The following is a 17,446-nucleotide window of genomic DNA, read 5'->3' on the forward strand; positions in this document are numbered from 1 at the left end:
TCCCAGTCACCCGGGAAACCCTTGCCTTCGGCTAACTCTTCCCCTTGCCGGGCGAGTAGAGGACTTTCACCTCCAAGTAAGTGCGCCCTGCCGGGCGCACCCAAAGAAAAACCCGCGACGCCATGCGGCATCGCGGGTTTCGCGGCTTCCCCCGGGCAACCGTGGGAGCGAATCTGGTGGGCCCCCCGGGAGTCGAACCCGGCACCAACGAATTATGAGTTCGCTGCTCTAACCAAGCATGAGCTAGGGGCCCAGACGAGAAGCAAGGCGTGCTACACGCCACCCCGGCAACGAGGCCGGGCCGGCATTGTAACAACAAAGACGACACAGGGAACAAACGCCACCGGCATCATGCGGATACCGGCGGCGTTCGTAGAAGAAACGCTGGAAATCAGTTCCCTTCGAGGAACGACTTCAGCTTGTCGGAACGGCTCGGGTGACGCAGCTTGCGCAGCGCCTTGGCCTCGATCTGACGGATCCGCTCGCGCGTGACGTCGAACTGCTTGCCGACTTCCTCGAGCGTGTGATCGGTGCTCATCTCGATACCGAAACGCATCCGCAGCACCTTCGCCTCGCGCGGCGTCAGCGAATCGAGCACGTCCTTCACGACGTCGCGCATGCTGGCATGCAGCGCGGCATCCGCCGGCGCGACCGTGTTGGTGTCCTCGATGAAGTCGCCGAGATGGGAATCGTCGTCGTCGCCGATCGGCGTTTCCATCGAGATCGGCTCCTTCGCGATCTTCATGATCTTGCGGATCTTGTCTTCCGGCATCTCCATCTTCTCGGCGAGCGTGGCCGGATCCGGCTCGAGACCGGTTTCCTGCAGGATCTGCCGCGAGATGCGGTTCATCTTGTTGATCGTTTCGATCATGTGAACCGGAATACGGATCGTGCGCGCCTGGTCCGCGATCGAGCGCGTGATGGCCTGACGGATCCACCACGTCGCATAGGTCGAGAACTTGTAGCCGCGACGGTATTCGAACTTGTCCACCGCCTTCATCAGGCCGATGTTGCCTTCCTGGATCAGGTCGAGGAACTGCAGGCCGCGGTTCGTGTACTTCTTCGCGATCGAGATCACGAGACGCAGGTTCGCCTCGGTCATTTCGCGCTTCGCCTGACGCGCCTTCAGTTCGCCGGCCGCCATCTGGCGGTTGGTTTCCTTCAGGTCCTTCAGCGGCAGCACGACGCGCGCCTGCAGGTCGAGCAGGCGCTGCTGCTGTTCGCGGATCGCCGGGACGTTACGCGACAGCACCGCGCTGTACGAATGGCCTTCCGCGGTGATCTTCTCCGCCCAGTCGAGATCCGTCTCGTTGCCCGGGAAGCGTGCGATGAATTCCGAACGCGGCATGCCGCACTTGTCGACGACGATGTGCAGGATCTGACGCTCGACCTGACGCACTTCGTCCACCTGCGCACGCAGCGTGTCGCACAGACGCTCGACGGTACGCGCGGTGAAGCGGATCGTCATCAGTTCGGTCTGGATCGTTTCCTGCGCCTTCAGGTAGGCCTTCGACTTGTAGCCTTCCTTCTCGAACGCGCGGCGCATCTTGTCGAACCACTCGCTGATCTGCGAGAACTTCTCGAGCGACGCACGCTTGAGGGCTTCGAGTTGGGCGGCGTTCGCCGATGCCTGCGCGGCGCCGTCGTCTTCCTCCTCTTCCTCTTCTTCCTCTTCCTCTTCGGCTTCCTCGTCCTCGTTCTCGATGGCTTCCGCTTCCTTCGCGGAGAAGCCGTCCGTATCGGCGGAGTCCGAAGCATTCGGATCGAGCAGGCCGTCGACGAGCTCGTCGACGCGGATCTCTTCGTTCGCGACGCGTTCGGCCATCGCGAGGATGTCGGCGATCGTCGTCGGGCACGCGGAGATGGCCATCACCATGTGGCGCAGGCCGTCCTCGATCCGCTTCGCGATCTCGATTTCGCCTTCGCGCGTGAGCAGCTCGACCGTGCCCATCTCGCGCATGTACATCCGGACCGGATCGGTCGTGCGGCCGAATTCCGAATCGACGGTGGACAGCGCGACTTCCGCTTCCTCCTCGACTTCATCGTCCGACGACGCGGCGGGCGCGTTGTCGTTCAGGAGCAGCGTTTCCGCGTCCGGCGCCTGCTCGTAAACCGCCACGCCCATGTCGTTGAACGTGCCGATGATGCCCTCGAGGGCTTCGGTCTCGGTGAAGTTGTCCGGCAGGTGGTCGTTGATTTCGGCGTACGTGAGGAAGCCGCGCTCCTTGCCGAGCTTGATCAGCGCGCGCAGTTTCACGCGGCGCTCTTCGAGCTCCTCGGCCGTGCCCGGCGTGCTCGTCGCGAACGCTTCCTTCAGCAGCGCCTTTTCCTTGGCGCGACGATCGCGCACCTTGGACTTGCCCGGTGCAGCCGCGGCTGCGGGCTGCTCGTCGCTCTGATTTGCGTCGTCTTCGACGGATACTTCGTTCAGCTTTTTGGTCATGGAGTTCGCCGTACCGGCTATATCGACTCGCGGCTGCTGGACGACAGCCGGTTGAACCGTGGGTGCATGAGTAGTACGTACTGCCGTTTCGTCCGCGTCGGCAGTCGTGTCCCTTGCGCTTTTCGCACTTGCCCGCTTCGCCGCCGGCTTGGCCGGCCCGGAGTCGGGTCTCACGGCAGCCCGTGTTCTGGCTGCCGGCGCCGGCGCAGCCTGAGCAGTGCCGGCCGCGGTTTTCTTTCCTGCAGGGGCTGACGTGGCTGAAGACGTTGTCCTGGTGGAAGAAGCAGACTTGGCCGCTGTGACCTTTTTGGTCGGCTCCGTCGAGCCCTTGCCTGTTGCTTTCTTTCCGCCTGTCGTCTTTGCCATCGCGATTCTCGCCTCTGCTTGGAAAACAAACCGCTGGAAACCTTATATTATAGCATGCTGGGGAGCCCTCTCTAAGCGCCCCGGCCGCCTACAGCCCGAGCCGACGCTTCATGTCGGTTCGCTGCTGGTTCAATTCCGTCAATTCGGCCAGTTCCTCGGGGGTGAAGGTGGATTGCCGCGCCAGCCTGTCCAGCCGGTCGCAGCAGGCGTCGTAGCGCATCTTGAGCACGGCTGCCTGCAGCTCCTCCCCCGCAATCCGCTCCTGCTCACGTTGCCGCTCGGGCACCGTCTCGTCTTCCGGATTCTGTAACAGCAAATCGCGGACGTTTTCATCATAGTCCAGAATTTCGCGGAAGATTTCCTCGTAAGTCGCCCCATTCGAGGACGTCCTCAGGACATCCGACAGCAGCCGGAACTCCGCGCCGTCGCCCAGCGCACGCGCATGATCGACGACTTCCGCGAACAATTCGCCGATGCGCGGCAGCGCGCGCAGGGTCGCAATCTGTTCGTCGTCGAGCTGCGATGCGACGCGCGGATGCATCACCAGCGTGCGCAATGCGCGCTTTTCGCTGTCCGTCACGCGGCGCCGCTCGCTGCGCGCGGGCGCCTGACGCGGCGGCGCCGCGATGCGCGTATCGACGTCCGACAGCGCCGCAACCTCTTCGAACGGAATATCGAGCCGATCGGCAAACATGTGCATGATCTGCGCGCGCAACGCGTTCGCGGGCAGCGCCTGCAACAGCGGCTTCGCATCGAACAGCGCCTTCGCGCGGCCTTCCGGCTGATCGAGCGCCTTGCCGGCAATGGCTTCGTTCAACAGAAATTGCGACAGCGGCATTGCGCGTTCGACCTGCTCGGAGAACGCGTCCGCGCCGAACTCGCGCACGTAGCTGTCCGGATCGTGCTCGGTCGGCAGAAAAAGGAACCGGATCGTCCGGTTGTCGCCCGCATGCGGCAGGCAGGCCTCGAGCGCGCGCCGCGCCGCGCGCCGCCCGGCCGAATCGCCGTCGAAACTGAAAATGACGGTGTCGGTCTGTCGCAGCAGCTTCTGCACGTGAATCGGCGTGCACGCGGTGCCGAGCGTCGCGACCGCGTTCGGAAAGCCGAGCTGCGCGAGCGCGACGACGTCCATGTAGCCTTCGACGACCAGCACGTACTTGCGCTCGCGAATCGCGAGCCGCGCCTCGAACAGCCCGTACAGCTCGCTGCCCTTGTTGAACAGCGGCGTTTCCGGCGAGTTCAGGTACTTCGGCTCGCCGCTGCCGAGCACGCGGCCGCCGAAACCGATCACCTGCCCCTTCACGTTGCGGATCGGGAACATGATCCGCTCGCGGAACCGGTCGTAGCGGCGCGCGACGCCCTGCGCGTCGGTTTTCTCGCTGACGATCACGAGCCCCGCCTCGACGAGCGATTCGTCGCGGTAGTCGGGAAACGCAGCTTCGAGGTTCTGCCAGCCGTCCGGCGCATAGCCGAGACCGAAGCGCGCGGCGATCTCGCCGGTCAGGCCCCGGTTCTTCAGGTACTGGATCGCGACGGTCGCGCCGCGCAGCTGCTTGCGGTAGTAGTCGCACGCCGCGGTCATCGCATCGGACAGCGCGGTCGCCACCGATTTCGACACGGGCGCCGGATAGTCGCCGCCTCCACCCCCACCGCCGCGCATGGACGGCTCATGCGGCACGGTCAGCCCGACGGATTGCGCGAGCTCCTGCACGGCTTCCGGGAACGTAAGCCCCGCGTGTTCCATCAGGAAGCCGATCGCCGTGCCGTGCGCGCCGCAACCGAAGCAGTGATAGAACTGCTTGGTCGGGCTGACGGTAAACGACGGACTCTTCTCGTTATGGAACGGGCACAGCCCCATGAAGTTGGCGCCGCCCTTCTTGAGCTGCACGTACCGGCCCACCACGTCGACGATATCGACGCGGTTCAGCAAATCCTGCAGGAACGAATGCGGAATCACCGTGGGATCGAGCGAAAAAAGACAATACGACGCCCGGCGCACGCATCGCTGGGCGCGCCGGGAACGGGTTTTACTTCGTGAGCGCGGCCTTGACCTGCGCGGAAACGGCCGTCATGTCGGCGCGGCCGGCGAGCTTGCCCTTCAGCACGCCCATCACCTTGCCCATGTCCTGCGGGCCGGCTGCGCCGGTTTGCGCGACCGCCGCCTGGACCTCGGCCGCCACTTCGGCGTCCGACAGTTGCGCGGGCATGTAGCCGCCCAGCACGGCCAGCTCGGCCTGCTCCTTCGCGACCAGATCGTCGCGGCCGGCCGCCTGGAACTGGCTGATCGAATCCTTGCGCTGCTTGATCATCTTGTCGATCACGGCCGTGATGCCCGCGTCGTCGAGCGTGACCCGGTCATCGACTTCGCGCTGCTTGATCGCGGCCATCAGCAGGCGAATCGTTGCCAGGCGCTCGCTTTCCTTCGCGCGCATCGCGGCCTTCATGTCTTCGCTGATCTGCTCTTTCAAACTCATCTTTCACCCGGGATGGAAACGTGAATCCGACGCCCACGAATAGGCGTCAACACAAAAACCCGCTTGGGACAGTGTCTCAAGCGGGTTGCTCGAATCCGGCATCGGCGATTCGCCGCCTGATCGGCTGCGCGACCGGACCCGATCGCACGGAGTCGCCGGTGCGCCGCTCAGCGAACCGCGCGGCGCCCAATCGTTCAGTACAGCTTCTTCGGCAGTGTCTGGCTGCGAATACGCTTGTAATGACGCTTCACCGCAGCGGCCTTCTTGCGCTTGCGTTCTGCGGTCGGCTTCTCGTAAAACTCACGCGCACGAAGCTCGGTCAACAGACCGTTCTTCTCGATCGTGCGCTTGAAGCGACGCATTGCAACTTCGAACGGCTCGTTCTCTTTAACGCGAATGATCGTCATGATCCGACACGAATAAAGGTTTGCAGGGAAAGACTACCGAGTATAGCAGAGCGATGGGTCAAAGGCACGGACCCCCAACCCCGCCGGAACCGCGCCGGCCGGCGCGTCAGGCGCCTCGCGCATACTCGGCCGCGGCCTGCCCGGCCGCCGTGCCGGACGCCCACGCCCACTGGAAGTTGTAGCCGCCGAGCCAGCCCGTCACGTCCACCGCCTCGCCGACGAAGAACAGCCCGGGCACGCGCGCGCTCATCATCGTCGCCGACGACAGCTCGCGCGTATCGACCCCGCCCTTCGTCACTTCGGCCTTCTTGTAGCCTTCGGTGCCGTTCGGCGTCAGCGTCCAGCCGGACAGCGCGTCGCCGATCTGCCGCAGCGTCTTGTCGGGCAGGTCCGCGAGCCGCGCGTCGGCCGCGACGCGATGCGTGTCGAGCCACGCATGCGCGAGGCGCGACGGCACCCAGTCGGCGAGGAGTGAGCCGATCTGGCGCTTCGACGTGCGTTTCGCGTCGAGCAAGTCGGCCACCGTGTCGCGCTGCGGCAGCAGGTCGACGCGGATCGGATCGCCGGGCTGCCAGTAGCTCGAGATCTGCAGGATGCCCGGCCCGGACAGCCCGCGATGGGTCAGCAGCAGGTCCTCGACGAATTCGCCGCCGCGCTTTTTGTCGCCGGTCGATACGCGCACTTCGAGCGATACGCCGGACAGCGGCGCGAACGGCGCCCAGTCCTGCGGCGCGAACGTCAGCGGCACGAGCGCGGGCCGCGTATCGACGAGCTTGTGGCCGAACTGCTTCGCGAGCCGGTAGCCGAAGTCGGTCGCGCCGATCTTCGGGATCGACAGGCCGCCGGTCGCGACGATCAGTGCGCGCGCGCCGATCGGGCCGGCCTGCTGCGTGTCGAGCGTAAAGCCGTCGGCCGGCGCATGGCGCACCGCGTCGACGACGACGGGCCGGCGCCACGCGATGCCGCCCGCGTCGCACTCGTGCTTCAGCACGTCGATGATCGCGTCGCTGCCGTGGTCGCAAAAGAGCTGGCCCTTGTGCTTTTCGTGCCAGGTCACGTGATGGCGCTTGAGCAGCCCGAGGAAGTCGCGTGGCGTATAGCGCGCCAGCGCCGAGCGCGCGAAATGCGGATTTGACGACAGGTAGTTGTCGGGCCCCGCGTACAGGTTCGTGAAGTTGCAGCGGCCGCCGCCCGAGATGCGGATTTTCTCGGCGAGCCGCGGCGCGTGATCGATCAGCACGACGCGGCGGCCGAGCTGCCCGGCGACCGCGGCGCTCATCATGCCGGCGGCGCCCGCGCCGATCACGGCGATGTCATAGGTTTCCATGGCGCGGATTGTACCTGCCCGGCCTCGGGCCCGGGCCGCCCGCGGCGGCCGTGAGCCCCCGCCTGCTATAATTTCGGGTTACGTCGACCTACCCGCGGCGCGTCCGAAACGGCGCGCCCTGCCCTCACCCATGCTCGTTCTCGGCATCGAAAGCTCCTGCGACGAAACCGGCCTCGCGCTCTACGACACGCAGCGCGGCCTGCTCGCGCACGCGCTCCATTCGCAGATCGCGATGCATCGCGAATACGGCGGCGTCGTGCCCGAGCTCGCGTCGCGCGACCATATCCGCCGCGCGCTGCCGCTGCTCGAGGAAGTGATGGCGCAAAGCGGCACGCGCCGCGACGACATCGACGCGATCGCGTTCACGCAGGGCCCCGGCCTCGCCGGCGCGCTGCTGGTCGGCGCGAGCATCGCGAATGCGCTCGCGCTCGCGTGGAACAAGCCGACCGTCGGCATCCATCATCTCGAAGGCCACCTGCTGTCGCCGTTGCTGGTCGACGCGCCGCCGCCGTTCCCGTTCGTTGCGCTGCTGGTTTCCGGCGGCCACACGCAGTTGATGCGCGTGACCGACGTCGGCGTGTACGAGACGCTCGGCGAAACGCTCGACGACGCGGCCGGCGAAGCGTTCGACAAGACCGCGAAACTGATCGGCCTCGGCTACCCGGGCGGCCCCGAAGTATCGAAGCTCGCCGAAACGGGCACGCCGGGCGCGGTCGTGCTGCCGCGCCCGATGCTGCATTCGGGCGATCTCGACTTCAGCTTCAGCGGCCTGAAGACGGCCGTGCTCACGCAGATGAAGAAATTCGAAGCGGCGAAGCTCGACGGCGAAGCACTCGAACGCGCGAAGGCCGACCTTGCGCGCGGCTTCGTCGATGCGGCCGTCGACGTGCTCGTCGCGAAGTCGCTCGCCGCGCTGAAGCGGACGAAGCTCAAGCGCCTCGTGGTCGCGGGCGGCGTCGGCGCGAACCGCCAGTTGCGCGCCGCCCTGTCGGCGGCCGCGGCCAAGCGCGGCTTCGATGTGCACTATCCCGATCTCGCGCTGTGCACCGACAACGGCGCGATGATCGCGCTCGCGGGCGCGCTGCGGCTCGGCCGCTGGCCCGAACAGGCGAATGCCGATTACGCATTCACGGTGAAACCGCGCTGGGATCTCGCGTCGCTCGCAAGCTGAATCGCGCCACGCAACGCCCCAGGCAGGAAAACGAAAAGGCCGCTCGGTTTCGAGCGGCCTTCGTCATTGGCGCGACAAAACGCCGCGGCGTTATGCGGTCAACCGCTTGTCGCGCTCGATCAGCGCATATGCGCTGTGATTGTGGATCGACTCGAAGTTCTCGGCTTCGAGCACGTACGCGATCACGCGCTCGTCCGCATCGAGACGTTGCGCGACGTCACGCACGAGATCCTCGACGAACTTCGGGTTCTCGTAGGCACGCTCGGTGACGAACTTCTCGTCCGGGCGCTTCAGCAGTCCCCACAGTTCGCACGACGCCTCCTCTTCCGCGATGCGGATCAGCGCCTCGACCGGCAGATCGGCGGCCAGCTCCGCATCGATCGTCACGTGCGAGCGCTGGTTGTGCGCGCCGTACTGCGAGATCTTCTTCGAGCACGGGCACAGGCTCGTCACCGGCACGAGCACCTTCAGGAACACGCGCGTGTCGCCGTTGCGGCTTTCGCCCGTGAGCGTCACTTCATAGTCGAGCAGGCTCTGCACGCCGGACACCGGCGCCGTCTTGTTCACGAAGTACGGGAACGTGACTTCGATGCGGCCGGCCTCGGCTTCGAGCTTCACGAGCATCGATGCGAGCATCGCGCGGAAGCGCTCGACCGTCAGCGGCGCGCGATTCTCTTCGAGCAGCGCGACGAAGCGCGACATGTGCGTGCCCTTCTGATCGGCCGGCAGACGGACGTCGAGGTTCCAGACACCGACCGTCGGTTGCACGTCGCCGCTTTCGGTACGCACCGTCAACGGATGCCGAACCGCCTTCACACCCACGCGCTGAATCGGGATCTGACGGATATCCACCGTGCTCTGCACGTCGGGCATTACGAAGGCGGGATTCATCTGGTTCATTTGTTCAATCCTTGTAAGCCGCGCGTCCGACGACGCGCACGCCGCATCATGCGGCGGCCGGAAAAGCAACATGGGCCCGCAGGCCCATGTTTTCCGCATCAATGAAGACCGGTTGCGCCAGTCGCACCGACGCCGCCCGCGGGCGGCGTCAGCTTACGCGACGCGCTTCGCCTGACCGGCGACATCGGCCGCCGGATTCAGAAAGCGTTCGCGAATCGATTTCGCGATGCCCGCGCCGTCGAGGCCGCATTGCGACAGCAGCTTCGCGGGGTCGCCGTGATCGATGAACAGGTCAGGGAGGCCCAATTGTAGTACGGGTCGGATAACCCCACTCTCCATCAGGGCTTCGACGCAGGCCGAGCCCGCGCCGCCCATCACGCAGCCTTCCTCGACCGTGACGACGTAGTCGTGCGTTTCGGCGAGCTCGCGCACGAGCGCCGCGTCGATCGGCTTCACGAAGCGCATGTTCGCGACCGTTGCATCGAGCTCCTCGGCGGCGGCGAGCGACGGCGCCACCATCGTACCGAACGCGAGGATCGCGACGCGCTTGCCTTCCGGCTGCGACGTGCGACGCCGCACTTCACCCTTGCCGAGCGGGATCTCGGTGAATTCCTTCACCGTCGCCACGCCCGTGCCCGCGCCGCGCGGATAGCGCACCGCGGTCGGGTTCGGCTGCTGCAGCGCCGTGTGAAGCATCTGGCGGCATTCGTTCTCGTCGGATGCGGCCATGATCGTCATGTTCGGGATGCAGCGCATGAACGCGAGATCGTACGCGCCCGCATGCGTCGCGCCGTCCGCGCCGACGAGGCCCGCGCGGTCGATCGCGAACACGACCGGCAGGTTCTGCAGCGCGACGTCGTGGATCAGCTGGTCGTACGCACGTTGCAGGAACGTCGAGTAGATCGCGACGACGGGCTTCAGCCCTTCGGTCGCGAGACCGCCGGCGAACGTCACCGCATGCTGCTCGGCGATGCCGACGTCGTAGTAGCGATCCTTGAAGCGCTTCTCGAATTCGACCATGCCCGAGCCTTCGCGCATCGCGGGCGTGATGCCGACCACGCGCGTATCGCGCTCGGCTTCGTCGCACAGCCACTCGCCGAACACCTGCGTGTACGTCTTCTTCGCAGGCGTGGTCGACGGCTTGATGCCTTCGGCCGGATTGAACTTGCCGGGGCCGTGATAGAGCACGGGATCGGCTTCGGCGAGCTTGTAGCCCTGGCCTTTCTTCGTCACCACGTGCAGGAACTGCGGGCCGCGCAGTTCGCGGATGTTCTGCAGCGTCGGGATCAGCGAATCGAGATCGTGACCGTCGATCGGGCCGATGTAGTTGAAGCCGAATTCCTCGAACAGCGTGGCCGGCACGACCATGCCCTTCGCATGCTCCTCGAGCTTGCGCGCGAGTTCGAGCACCGGCGGCGCCACGCTCAGCACGCGCTCGACGCCCGCGCGCGCGGCCGCATAGAAGCGGCCCGACATCAGGCGCGCGAGATGGCGATTCAGCGCGCCGACCGGCGGCGAGATCGACATGTCGTTGTCGTTCAGGATCACGAGCACTTTCGCATCTTCCGACACGCCCGCGTTGTTCATCGCCTCGAACGCCATGCCGGCCGTCATCGCGCCGTCGCCGATCACGGCGATCGAGAAGCGATCGTCGCCGTTCAACTGGCTGCCGATCGCCATCCCGAGCGCGGCCGAGATCGACGTGCTCGAGTGTGCGGTGCCGAACGTGTCGTATTCCGACTCCGAACGGCGCGGGAAACCCGAGATGCCGTCCTGCTGACGCAGCGAGTGCATCTGGTCGCGGCGGCCCGTCAGGATCTTGTGCGGGTAGGTCTGGTGACCCACGTCCCAGACGATGCGATCGTTCGGCGTGTTGAACACGTAGTGCAACGCGATCGTCAGCTCGACCGTCCCGAGGTTGGACGACAAATGGCCGCCCGTCTTCGACACGCTGTCGAGCACGAACGCGCGCAGTTCATCCGCGAGCGGTTGCAGTTGGCGACGATCGAGGCGGCGCAAATCCGCCGGGTCGTCGATGGTTTTCAGCAAGTCGTACATCGTCGTTCCATTGTAGGAAATCAAACGCGCCCGCATTCTTTTGCACGCACCGTAGCGTGTGCGCGGCGGCGGGCTTTCGCGTCAGCTGACCCGGTTCACTACCAGGTCGGCAAGTTCGGCGAGACGCTGTGCGCGTGCGCCGAACGGTTTCAGCGCGTCGCGCGCTTCGGCGCGCAGCTGCGCTGCCAGCTCGCGCGACGCCTCGAGACCGAGGATCGATACATAGGTCGGCTTGTCGTTCGCCGCGTCCTTGCCGGCCGTCTTGCCGAGCGTCGCCGAATCGGTCGTGACGTCGAGAATGTCGTCGACGACCTGGAAGGCCAGGCCCACGGCGCCCGCGTAAACATCCAGCGCGGCCATCGTTTCCGCCGACGGCGTCTCGCCGGCCAGCGCGCCCATCCGCACGGCCGCGCGCAGCAATGCGCCCGTCTTCATCCGGTGCATCGTCTCGAGCTGCTCGCGCGTCAGCTTCAGGCCCACGCTCGCCAGGTCGATCGCCTGCCCGCCGGCCATGCCGATCGAGCCGCTCGCGAGCGCCAGCTCGCGCACCAGCGCCGCCTGCTGCACCGGCGACAGCGCAGCGGCGTCGGTCAACGCGACGAACGCCTGCGACTGCAGCGCGTCGCCGACCAGCAGCGCCGTCGGTTCGTCGTACTGCACGTGCACGGTCGGCTTGCCGCGACGCAGCGCGTCGTCGTCCATGCACGGCATGTCGTCGTGCACGAGCGAGTAGACGTGGATCATCTCCAGCGCCGCCGCCGCCGCGTTGCGCGCCGCTTCCGTCGCGCCGGTCAGTTCGCCTGCTGCATGGCACAGCAGCGGGCGAACGCGTTTGCCGCCACCGAGGACCGCATAGCGCATCGCCTCGTGAAGTTTCGCGGGCGTCGCGGTTTCAGCCGGCAGATAGTGGCCGAGTGCGTCCTCGACACGGTCAAGCACGGACCGCATCCATTGTTCGAATGTCATAGATCGTCGTCTTCGCCGTCCGTGGCGGCCGTTCCGGACGAAAGCGGCTTCAGCGTCGCGCCGTCGAGCACGCGAACCTGCTGCTCCACTTTCTCGAGCTGCTGTTGGCAAAACGCAACGAGGGTCGCACCGCGGCGATACGCCGCCAGCGAATCCTCGAGGCTCAACGCGCCGCCTTCCATCCGGGCAACCAGCGTCTCGAGTTCCGCGAGCGCCATCTCGTAATTGTCCGGCAACGGTTCGGTGCCATTGCCGGGCGGCGTGGCGCCTGGGGATGCGGTTTTCGCCATGGACGAGGTGTCAAATTTCAAAACAAGTCGGACATTCTACGGCAAAAGAGAATTTTCCGACCTGCCGTCGTGGGCGCCCGCGCACAATTCCGGCCCCATCTACGACGCACAGTGTGCGCCTTGGGACGGTCGCCCGACAAAAAATTGACACAAATCAGGCACTTAATCCTAGCCTTGCGGGGCGAACCGGGTATAATTCTCCGTTTCCCTAAATCGATTTTTCGATGGTTGGGTTGTTCACTGCTTTCACGCTAACACCGGGAGTGGGAATGTCCAATCTGAGCGATGCGCTTCAGTTGAAGTCGGCCCACAGCCAGCTTCCAGTCACTGCATATTTCGATGAGGCGCTACTCGAGCGCGAGATCGAAACCCTCTTCAAGAAAGGTCCTCGTTACGTCGGGCACGAGTTGATGGTGCCCGAGGCGGGAGACTATTTTGCGCTGCCGTCCGAGAAGGAAGGCCGCGTGCTGGTCCGTAACCAGACGAACCAGATCGAGCTGCTGTCGAACGTGTGCCGCCACCGGCAGGCGATCATGCTCAACGGGCGCGGCCATGCGCAGAACATCGTGTGTCCGCTGCATCGCTGGACGTACGACCTCGAAGGCCAGCTGCTCGGCGCGCCGCACTTCCCCGACAAGCCGTGCCTGAACCTCGGCAAGAGCCCGCTGCAGAACTGGCAGGGGCTGCTGTTCGAGGCCGAGGGCCGCAACGTCGCGCGCGATCTCGCGAACCTCGGCACGAAGCATCACTTCGACTTCGCCGAGTACCAGTTCGATCACGTCGAAGTGCACGAGTGCGATTACAACTGGAAGACGTTCATCGAGGTCTACCTCGAGGATTACCACGTCGTCCCGTTCCACCCGGGCCTCGGCAGCTTCGTGTCGTGCGACGATCTCAAATGGGAGTTCGGCGACTGGTACAGCGTGCAGACGGTCGGCGTGCACAACGCCCTCGCGAAACCGGGCAGCACGACTTACCAGAAATGGCACGAGCAGGTGCTGAAGTTCCGCAACGGCGTGCCGCCGGAGTTCGGCGCGATCTGGATGGTCTACTACCCGGGCCTGATGATCGAGTGGTATCCGCACGTGCTGGTCGTGTCGTGGCTGATTCCGCGCGGGCCGCAGAAGACGACCAACATCGTCGAGTTCTATTACCCCGAGGAAATCGCGCTGTTCGAACGCGAATTCGTCGAGGCCGAGCGTGCCGCCTATATGGAAACGGCCGTCGAGGACGACGAGATCGCGATGCGGATGGACGCGGGCCGCCGTGCGCTGATGGCCCGCGGCGAGTCGCAGGTCGGCCCGTACCAGAGCCCGATGGAAGACGGGATGCAGCACTTCCACGAGTTCCTGCGCCGCCACCTCGGCGACCTCTGACAGCGGCTGCGGCGCGTTGACGCCGCGCGGCATCCGGCAGACGAAAAGACGGGCTTCGGCCCGTCTTTTTTTGTTTAGACTTGGAGTGTCAGGCCATTTGCACTCCAGGGAGTCGTCATGCCACACACTCATTACACCACGCTCATCTCCGCCGCCAATCTCGCCGAGCGCCTGGCCGCGGCGCCCGGCAGCGTCGCACTGTTCGACTGCCGCTTCGATCTCGCCGATCCCGGCGCCGGCGAAGCCGCCTACGCGGCCGGTCACCTCCCCGGCGCGCACTATCTTCATCTCGATCGCGACCTGTCGGGCCGCAAGACGGGCACCAACGGCCGTCATCCGCTGCCGACCCGCGACGCGCTCGCGACGCTGCTCGCCAGCCGCGGCCTCAAGCAGGGTCAGCAGGTGGTCGCGTACGACGCGCAAGGCGGCGCCTATGCGGCGCGCCTGTGGTGGCTGCTGCGCTGGCTCGGCCACGATTCGGTTGCCGTGCTCGATGGCGGCCTGCAAGCCTGGGAAGCGGCCGGCCAGCCGCTGACGACCGACGTGCCGCACTCGGCCGCCGGCGACTTCCGCTCGGGCACGCCGCTCGAATCGACAGTCGATGCAGCGGCCGTGCTCGCGAACGTGTCGTCGCCCGCGCGCGTCGTGATCGATGCCCGCGCACCGGATCGCTATCGCGGCGAAAACGAAACGATCGATCGGGTGGGCGGCCACATTCCGGGGGCGCGCAACCGCTTCTTCAAGGACAATCTGACTGCCGACGGCCGCTTCAAGACCGGCCATGAATTGCGCGAGGCATTCACCACCGTGCTGGCCGGCACCGAGCCGAACCGCGTGATCCTGCAATGCGGCTCCGGCGTCACCGCATGCCACAACGCGCTGGCGCTGGAAGTGGCCGGCCTGCACGGCGCGTCGCTGTATCCGGGCTCGTGGAGCGAATGGAGCGCCGACCCGTCGCGGCCGATCGCGACCGGCCCGAATCCTTGAGCACCCGCGCGGCGCGACGACGATGATGCGGCGGCCGTTGCCGCGGCGATCAATCCCGCGGCGGCAGTTGCCGCCGCTCGTCGTTTACATCACGCCGTACTTGTGGAACCACTCGATCGCGCGCTTCCAGCCGTCCTCGGCATCGCCCTTCACGTAACTCGGCCGGTAGTCGGCGAAGAACGCGTGACCGGCATCCGGATACACGACGATCTCCGATTCGCGCGCGCGCTTCGAATCGCTCGCCTGGATCGCCTTGCGCATGTCCGCGAGCGACGCCTGCGTGATGTTCTGATCCTTCTCGCCATACAGCCCGAGCACCGGCACTTTCAGCAACGACGCATGGTCGACCGGATTGAACGGCGTCATCTCGTCGGTCTTGCCTTCGACGAACCCGTACCACGCGACGGCGGCCAGCACGTGCGGATTGTGTTCCGCATACAGCCACGCCTGGCGGCCGCCCCAGCAAAACCCCGTCACGCCGAGACGCGCCAGGTCGCCGCCGTTCTTGCCGGCCCATGCGGCGGTCGCATCGAGATCCTCCGTCACCTGCCGGTCCGGCACCTTGCTGATGATGTGGTCGTACAGCTCCTTCATCGTCGGATACTTCGCCGCATTGCCCTGCCGGGCGAACAGGTCGGGCGCGATCGCGAGATAGCCGAGCTTCGCGAAGCGCCGGCACACATCGGCGATATGCGCGTGGACGCCGAAGATCTCGTGGATCACGATCACGACCGGCAGGTTCGTCTTGTCGATCGGCTGGGCGCGATACGCCGGAATACTCGCATCGCCCGAGCGGATCTCGATGGTGTCGACGTCCAGCCCGGCGCTGTCGGTCGTGACCGTCTGCGCCGACACGGGCAGCACGGCCGCCGCGAAGGTGCCGCCGAGCGCAGCCTGCATGAACTTGCGGCGCGAAAACGGGACGTGGGGGACCAGGCTGTCGACTTCGGGTTTCAACATGAATGCACTCCTCGATTGGGCGCCGCCGTCACGATCGCGGATACGGCATGACGGGGCATCGCACCGGCGCGCGGCGCGGAAGTCGCGGCGGTTGGCACCCCGCCGCAAACGAAAACCCGGACAAGATGCCCAATAATCCGTTGTCGCGTCAACTGTCGGATGTGTAAGACTCGATTACGACGCGCGGCGGCACGTCTCGCGCTTCGGCGCGCGACCGAATCCTCGCGAATCGAAAAGAAAAACGGGCGGCGAACACGCACGACATGCGCATTCCCCGCCCGCTACGCGCGCGACGACGCGATCAGTGCAGCTTGACGCGCGGCAGCGTCGTGCGCCGCAACCAGTGCGCGACCGTGTCGAGCATCATCCGCGGATAACCGTGCAGCGCCGCGATGTGCAGCCGGTACAGCGACATGTACATGAAGCGTGCGAACAGCCCTTCGATCAGCATGTTGCCGCCGATCAGCCCGCCCATCAGGTTGCCGACCGCGCTGAAGTGACCGAGCGATACGAGCGAACCGAAATCGCGATACGTGAACTCCGGCTGCGGGCGCCCTTCGAGCCGGCAGCCGATCGCCTTGAGCAGGAAACTCGCCTGCTGGTGCGCCGCCTGCGCGCGCGGCGGCACGTTGCGTTCGTTGCCCGGCCATGCACAGGCCGCACAATCGCCGAGTGCGAACACGTTGTCGTCGGTGAAGGTCTGCAGCGTGCGGCGCACGTCGAGCTGACCGAGCTTGTTGACCTGAAGGCCGTCGAGGTGCGACAGCACGGACGGCGCCTTGATGCCGGCCGCCCAGACCGTCAGGTCCGCGCGCACCGCCTTGCCGCTCGCGGTATGCACGAACCCGGGCGCCACCTCGGTCACGCGCTCGCTGAGCATCAGCCGCACGCCGAGCTTTTCGAGCAGTTCGGCCGTCGCCGTCGACACGCGCTCCTGCAGTGCCGGCAGGATCCGCGGCCCCGACTCGATCAGCACGATGCCGACGTCATGGCGCGGATCGAGCTTGTGCAGCCCGTATACCGACAGCACCTGCGCGGTATTGCGCAGCTCCGCGGACAACTCGACGCCCGTCGCGCCGCCGCCGACGATCACGACCTGGATACGCGGCTCGGCCGACTCGCCCGGCGCGGTGGGCGCCGGCGTCTGGTGCTCGGCGCGCATGCACGCAGCGATCAAGCGCTTGCGAAAGCGTTCGGCCTCGCCGACCGTATCGAGTGCGATCGCGTTTTCCGGCGCGCCCTGCACGCCGAAGAAGTGGGTCGTGCTGCCGATCGCGATCACGAGCGTGTCGTATTCCAGCTCGCGCGCCGGCAACAGTTCCTCGCCGTCGCTGTCGTTGAGCGGCGACAGCGTCACGCGCTTCGCCGCGCGGTCGAGCCCGGTCAACTCGCCCTGCTGGAACTCGAAGCCGTGCCAGCGCGCCTGCGCCGCATATTCGAGTTCCTGCGTGAACGGGTCCATGCTGCCGGCCGCGACCTCGTGCAGCAGCGGTTTCCAGATGTGAGTCGGATTGCGGTCGACGAGCGTGACGAGCGCACGCGCGGGACGATTGCCGCGCGCGCCGTAACGGTCGCCGAGCCGCGTCGCCAGTTCCAGGCCGCCCGCGCCTCCGCCTACGATGATGATCCGATGCATCTGATTCCCCCTTTGCGAGTCGAAACGGCTGCCGCCGGATGAAGCAAACGCGATGCACGCGCGCCGCCCGGTGGATTAACCGGTT

General features: G+C 65.9%; 14 protein-coding genes and 1 tRNA gene. 3 read left to right on the top strand and 12 right to left on the bottom strand.

Annotated features, from left to right (window positions below; genetic code table 11):
- Positions 1-174 precede the first annotated feature (174 nt).
- The 6 genes from HWX55_RS18375 to HWX55_RS18400 form a co-directional block, all read right to left on the bottom strand.
- Positions 175-253: transfer RNA gene (locus HWX55_RS18375), tRNA-Ile, on the bottom strand.
- A gap of 138 nt (positions 254-391) precedes the next feature.
- Positions 392-2,809 carry an RNA polymerase sigma factor RpoD gene (rpoD, locus tag HWX55_RS18380; RefSeq protein ID WP_175976749.1) on the bottom strand — a complete coding sequence of 806 codons (2,418 nt, stop codon included), beginning with the start codon at positions 2,807-2,809 and terminating at the stop codon, positions 392-394.
- Positions 2,810-2,897: 88 nt separating this feature from the next.
- Positions 2,898-4,766, bottom strand: a complete 1,869-nt coding sequence (gene dnaG / locus HWX55_RS18385) for a DNA primase (RefSeq protein WP_175976750.1) — start codon at positions 4,764-4,766, stop codon at positions 2,898-2,900.
- Positions 4,767-4,836: 70 nt separating this feature from the next.
- Entirely contained in the window at positions 4,837-5,283 is a 447-nt protein-coding gene (locus HWX55_RS18390) for a GatB/YqeY domain-containing protein (RefSeq protein WP_050011331.1), read from the bottom strand.
- A 194-nt stretch (positions 5,284-5,477) separates the two neighbouring features.
- Complete coding sequence (gene rpsU, locus HWX55_RS18395) at positions 5,478-5,690, bottom strand: 30S ribosomal protein S21 (RefSeq protein ID WP_006479415.1); 213 nt, start codon at positions 5,688-5,690, stop codon at positions 5,478-5,480.
- Between the two features lie 106 nt (positions 5,691-5,796).
- Positions 5,797-7,026, bottom strand: a complete 1,230-nt coding sequence (locus tag HWX55_RS18400; RefSeq protein WP_256975831.1) for an NAD(P)/FAD-dependent oxidoreductase — start codon at positions 7,024-7,026, stop codon at positions 5,797-5,799.
- 121 nt (positions 7,027-7,147) lie between these two features.
- On the opposite strand from HWX55_RS18400, the gene tsaD reads away from it, so the two are divergent.
- Positions 7,148-8,188: a tRNA (adenosine(37)-N6)-threonylcarbamoyltransferase complex transferase subunit TsaD gene (gene tsaD, locus HWX55_RS18405; protein ID WP_050011333.1), complete on the top strand. Its 1,041-nt coding sequence runs from the start codon at positions 7,148-7,150 to the stop codon at positions 8,186-8,188.
- Positions 8,189-8,278: 90 nt separating this feature from the next.
- On the opposite strand, the gene folE2 is transcribed toward tsaD, so the two are convergent.
- From folE2 to HWX55_RS18425, 4 genes are all read right to left on the bottom strand, one after another.
- Complete coding sequence (gene folE2, locus HWX55_RS18410) at positions 8,279-9,088, bottom strand: GTP cyclohydrolase FolE2 (RefSeq protein WP_124553981.1); 810 nt, start codon at positions 9,086-9,088, stop codon at positions 8,279-8,281.
- 153 nt (positions 9,089-9,241) lie between these two features.
- Positions 9,242-11,146, bottom strand: a complete 1,905-nt coding sequence (gene dxs / locus HWX55_RS18415) for a 1-deoxy-D-xylulose-5-phosphate synthase (protein ID WP_050011335.1) — start codon at positions 11,144-11,146, stop codon at positions 9,242-9,244.
- An 81-nt stretch (positions 11,147-11,227) separates the two neighbouring features.
- Complete coding sequence (locus HWX55_RS18420; protein WP_175976751.1) at positions 11,228-12,112, bottom strand: polyprenyl synthetase family protein; 885 nt, start codon at positions 12,110-12,112, stop codon at positions 11,228-11,230.
- A complete protein-coding gene (locus HWX55_RS18425) occupies positions 12,109-12,402 on the bottom strand; it encodes an exodeoxyribonuclease VII small subunit (protein WP_006479428.1) in 294 nt (97 codons plus the stop codon). The genes HWX55_RS18420 and HWX55_RS18425 overlap by 4 nt, the downstream gene beginning before the upstream one ends.
- A 269-nt stretch (positions 12,403-12,671) precedes the next feature.
- On the opposite strand from HWX55_RS18425, the gene HWX55_RS18430 reads away from it, so the two are divergent.
- Together HWX55_RS18430 and HWX55_RS18435 are read left to right on the top strand one after the other, a co-directional pair.
- Positions 12,672-13,778, top strand: coding sequence for an aromatic ring-hydroxylating dioxygenase subunit alpha (locus HWX55_RS18430; RefSeq protein WP_175976752.1), 1,107 nt, complete (start codon positions 12,672-12,674; stop codon positions 13,776-13,778).
- A gap of 117 nt (positions 13,779-13,895) precedes the next feature.
- On the top strand, positions 13,896-14,765 hold the full coding sequence (locus HWX55_RS18435) for a sulfurtransferase (protein WP_175976753.1): 870 nt from the start codon (positions 13,896-13,898) through the stop codon (positions 14,763-14,765).
- A gap of 84 nt (positions 14,766-14,849) precedes the next feature.
- Here HWX55_RS18435 and HWX55_RS18440 read toward each other — a convergent pair whose 3' ends face one another.
- Both HWX55_RS18440 and HWX55_RS18445 read right to left on the bottom strand, forming a co-directional pair.
- Positions 14,850-15,725 carry a dienelactone hydrolase family protein gene (locus HWX55_RS18440; protein WP_175976754.1) on the bottom strand — a complete coding sequence of 292 codons (876 nt, stop codon included), beginning with the start codon at positions 15,723-15,725 and terminating at the stop codon, positions 14,850-14,852.
- Between the two features lie 301 nt (positions 15,726-16,026).
- Positions 16,027-17,361: an NAD(P)/FAD-dependent oxidoreductase gene (locus tag HWX55_RS18445; protein WP_175976755.1), complete on the bottom strand. Its 1,335-nt coding sequence runs from the start codon at positions 17,359-17,361 to the stop codon at positions 16,027-16,029.
- Positions 17,362-17,446: the final 85 nt, after the last annotated feature.

Source organism: Burkholderia sp. BCC1047 (assembly GCF_902833155.1).
In the GTDB taxonomy this organism is placed as follows: Bacteria; Pseudomonadota; Gammaproteobacteria; order Burkholderiales; family Burkholderiaceae; genus Burkholderia; species Burkholderia sola.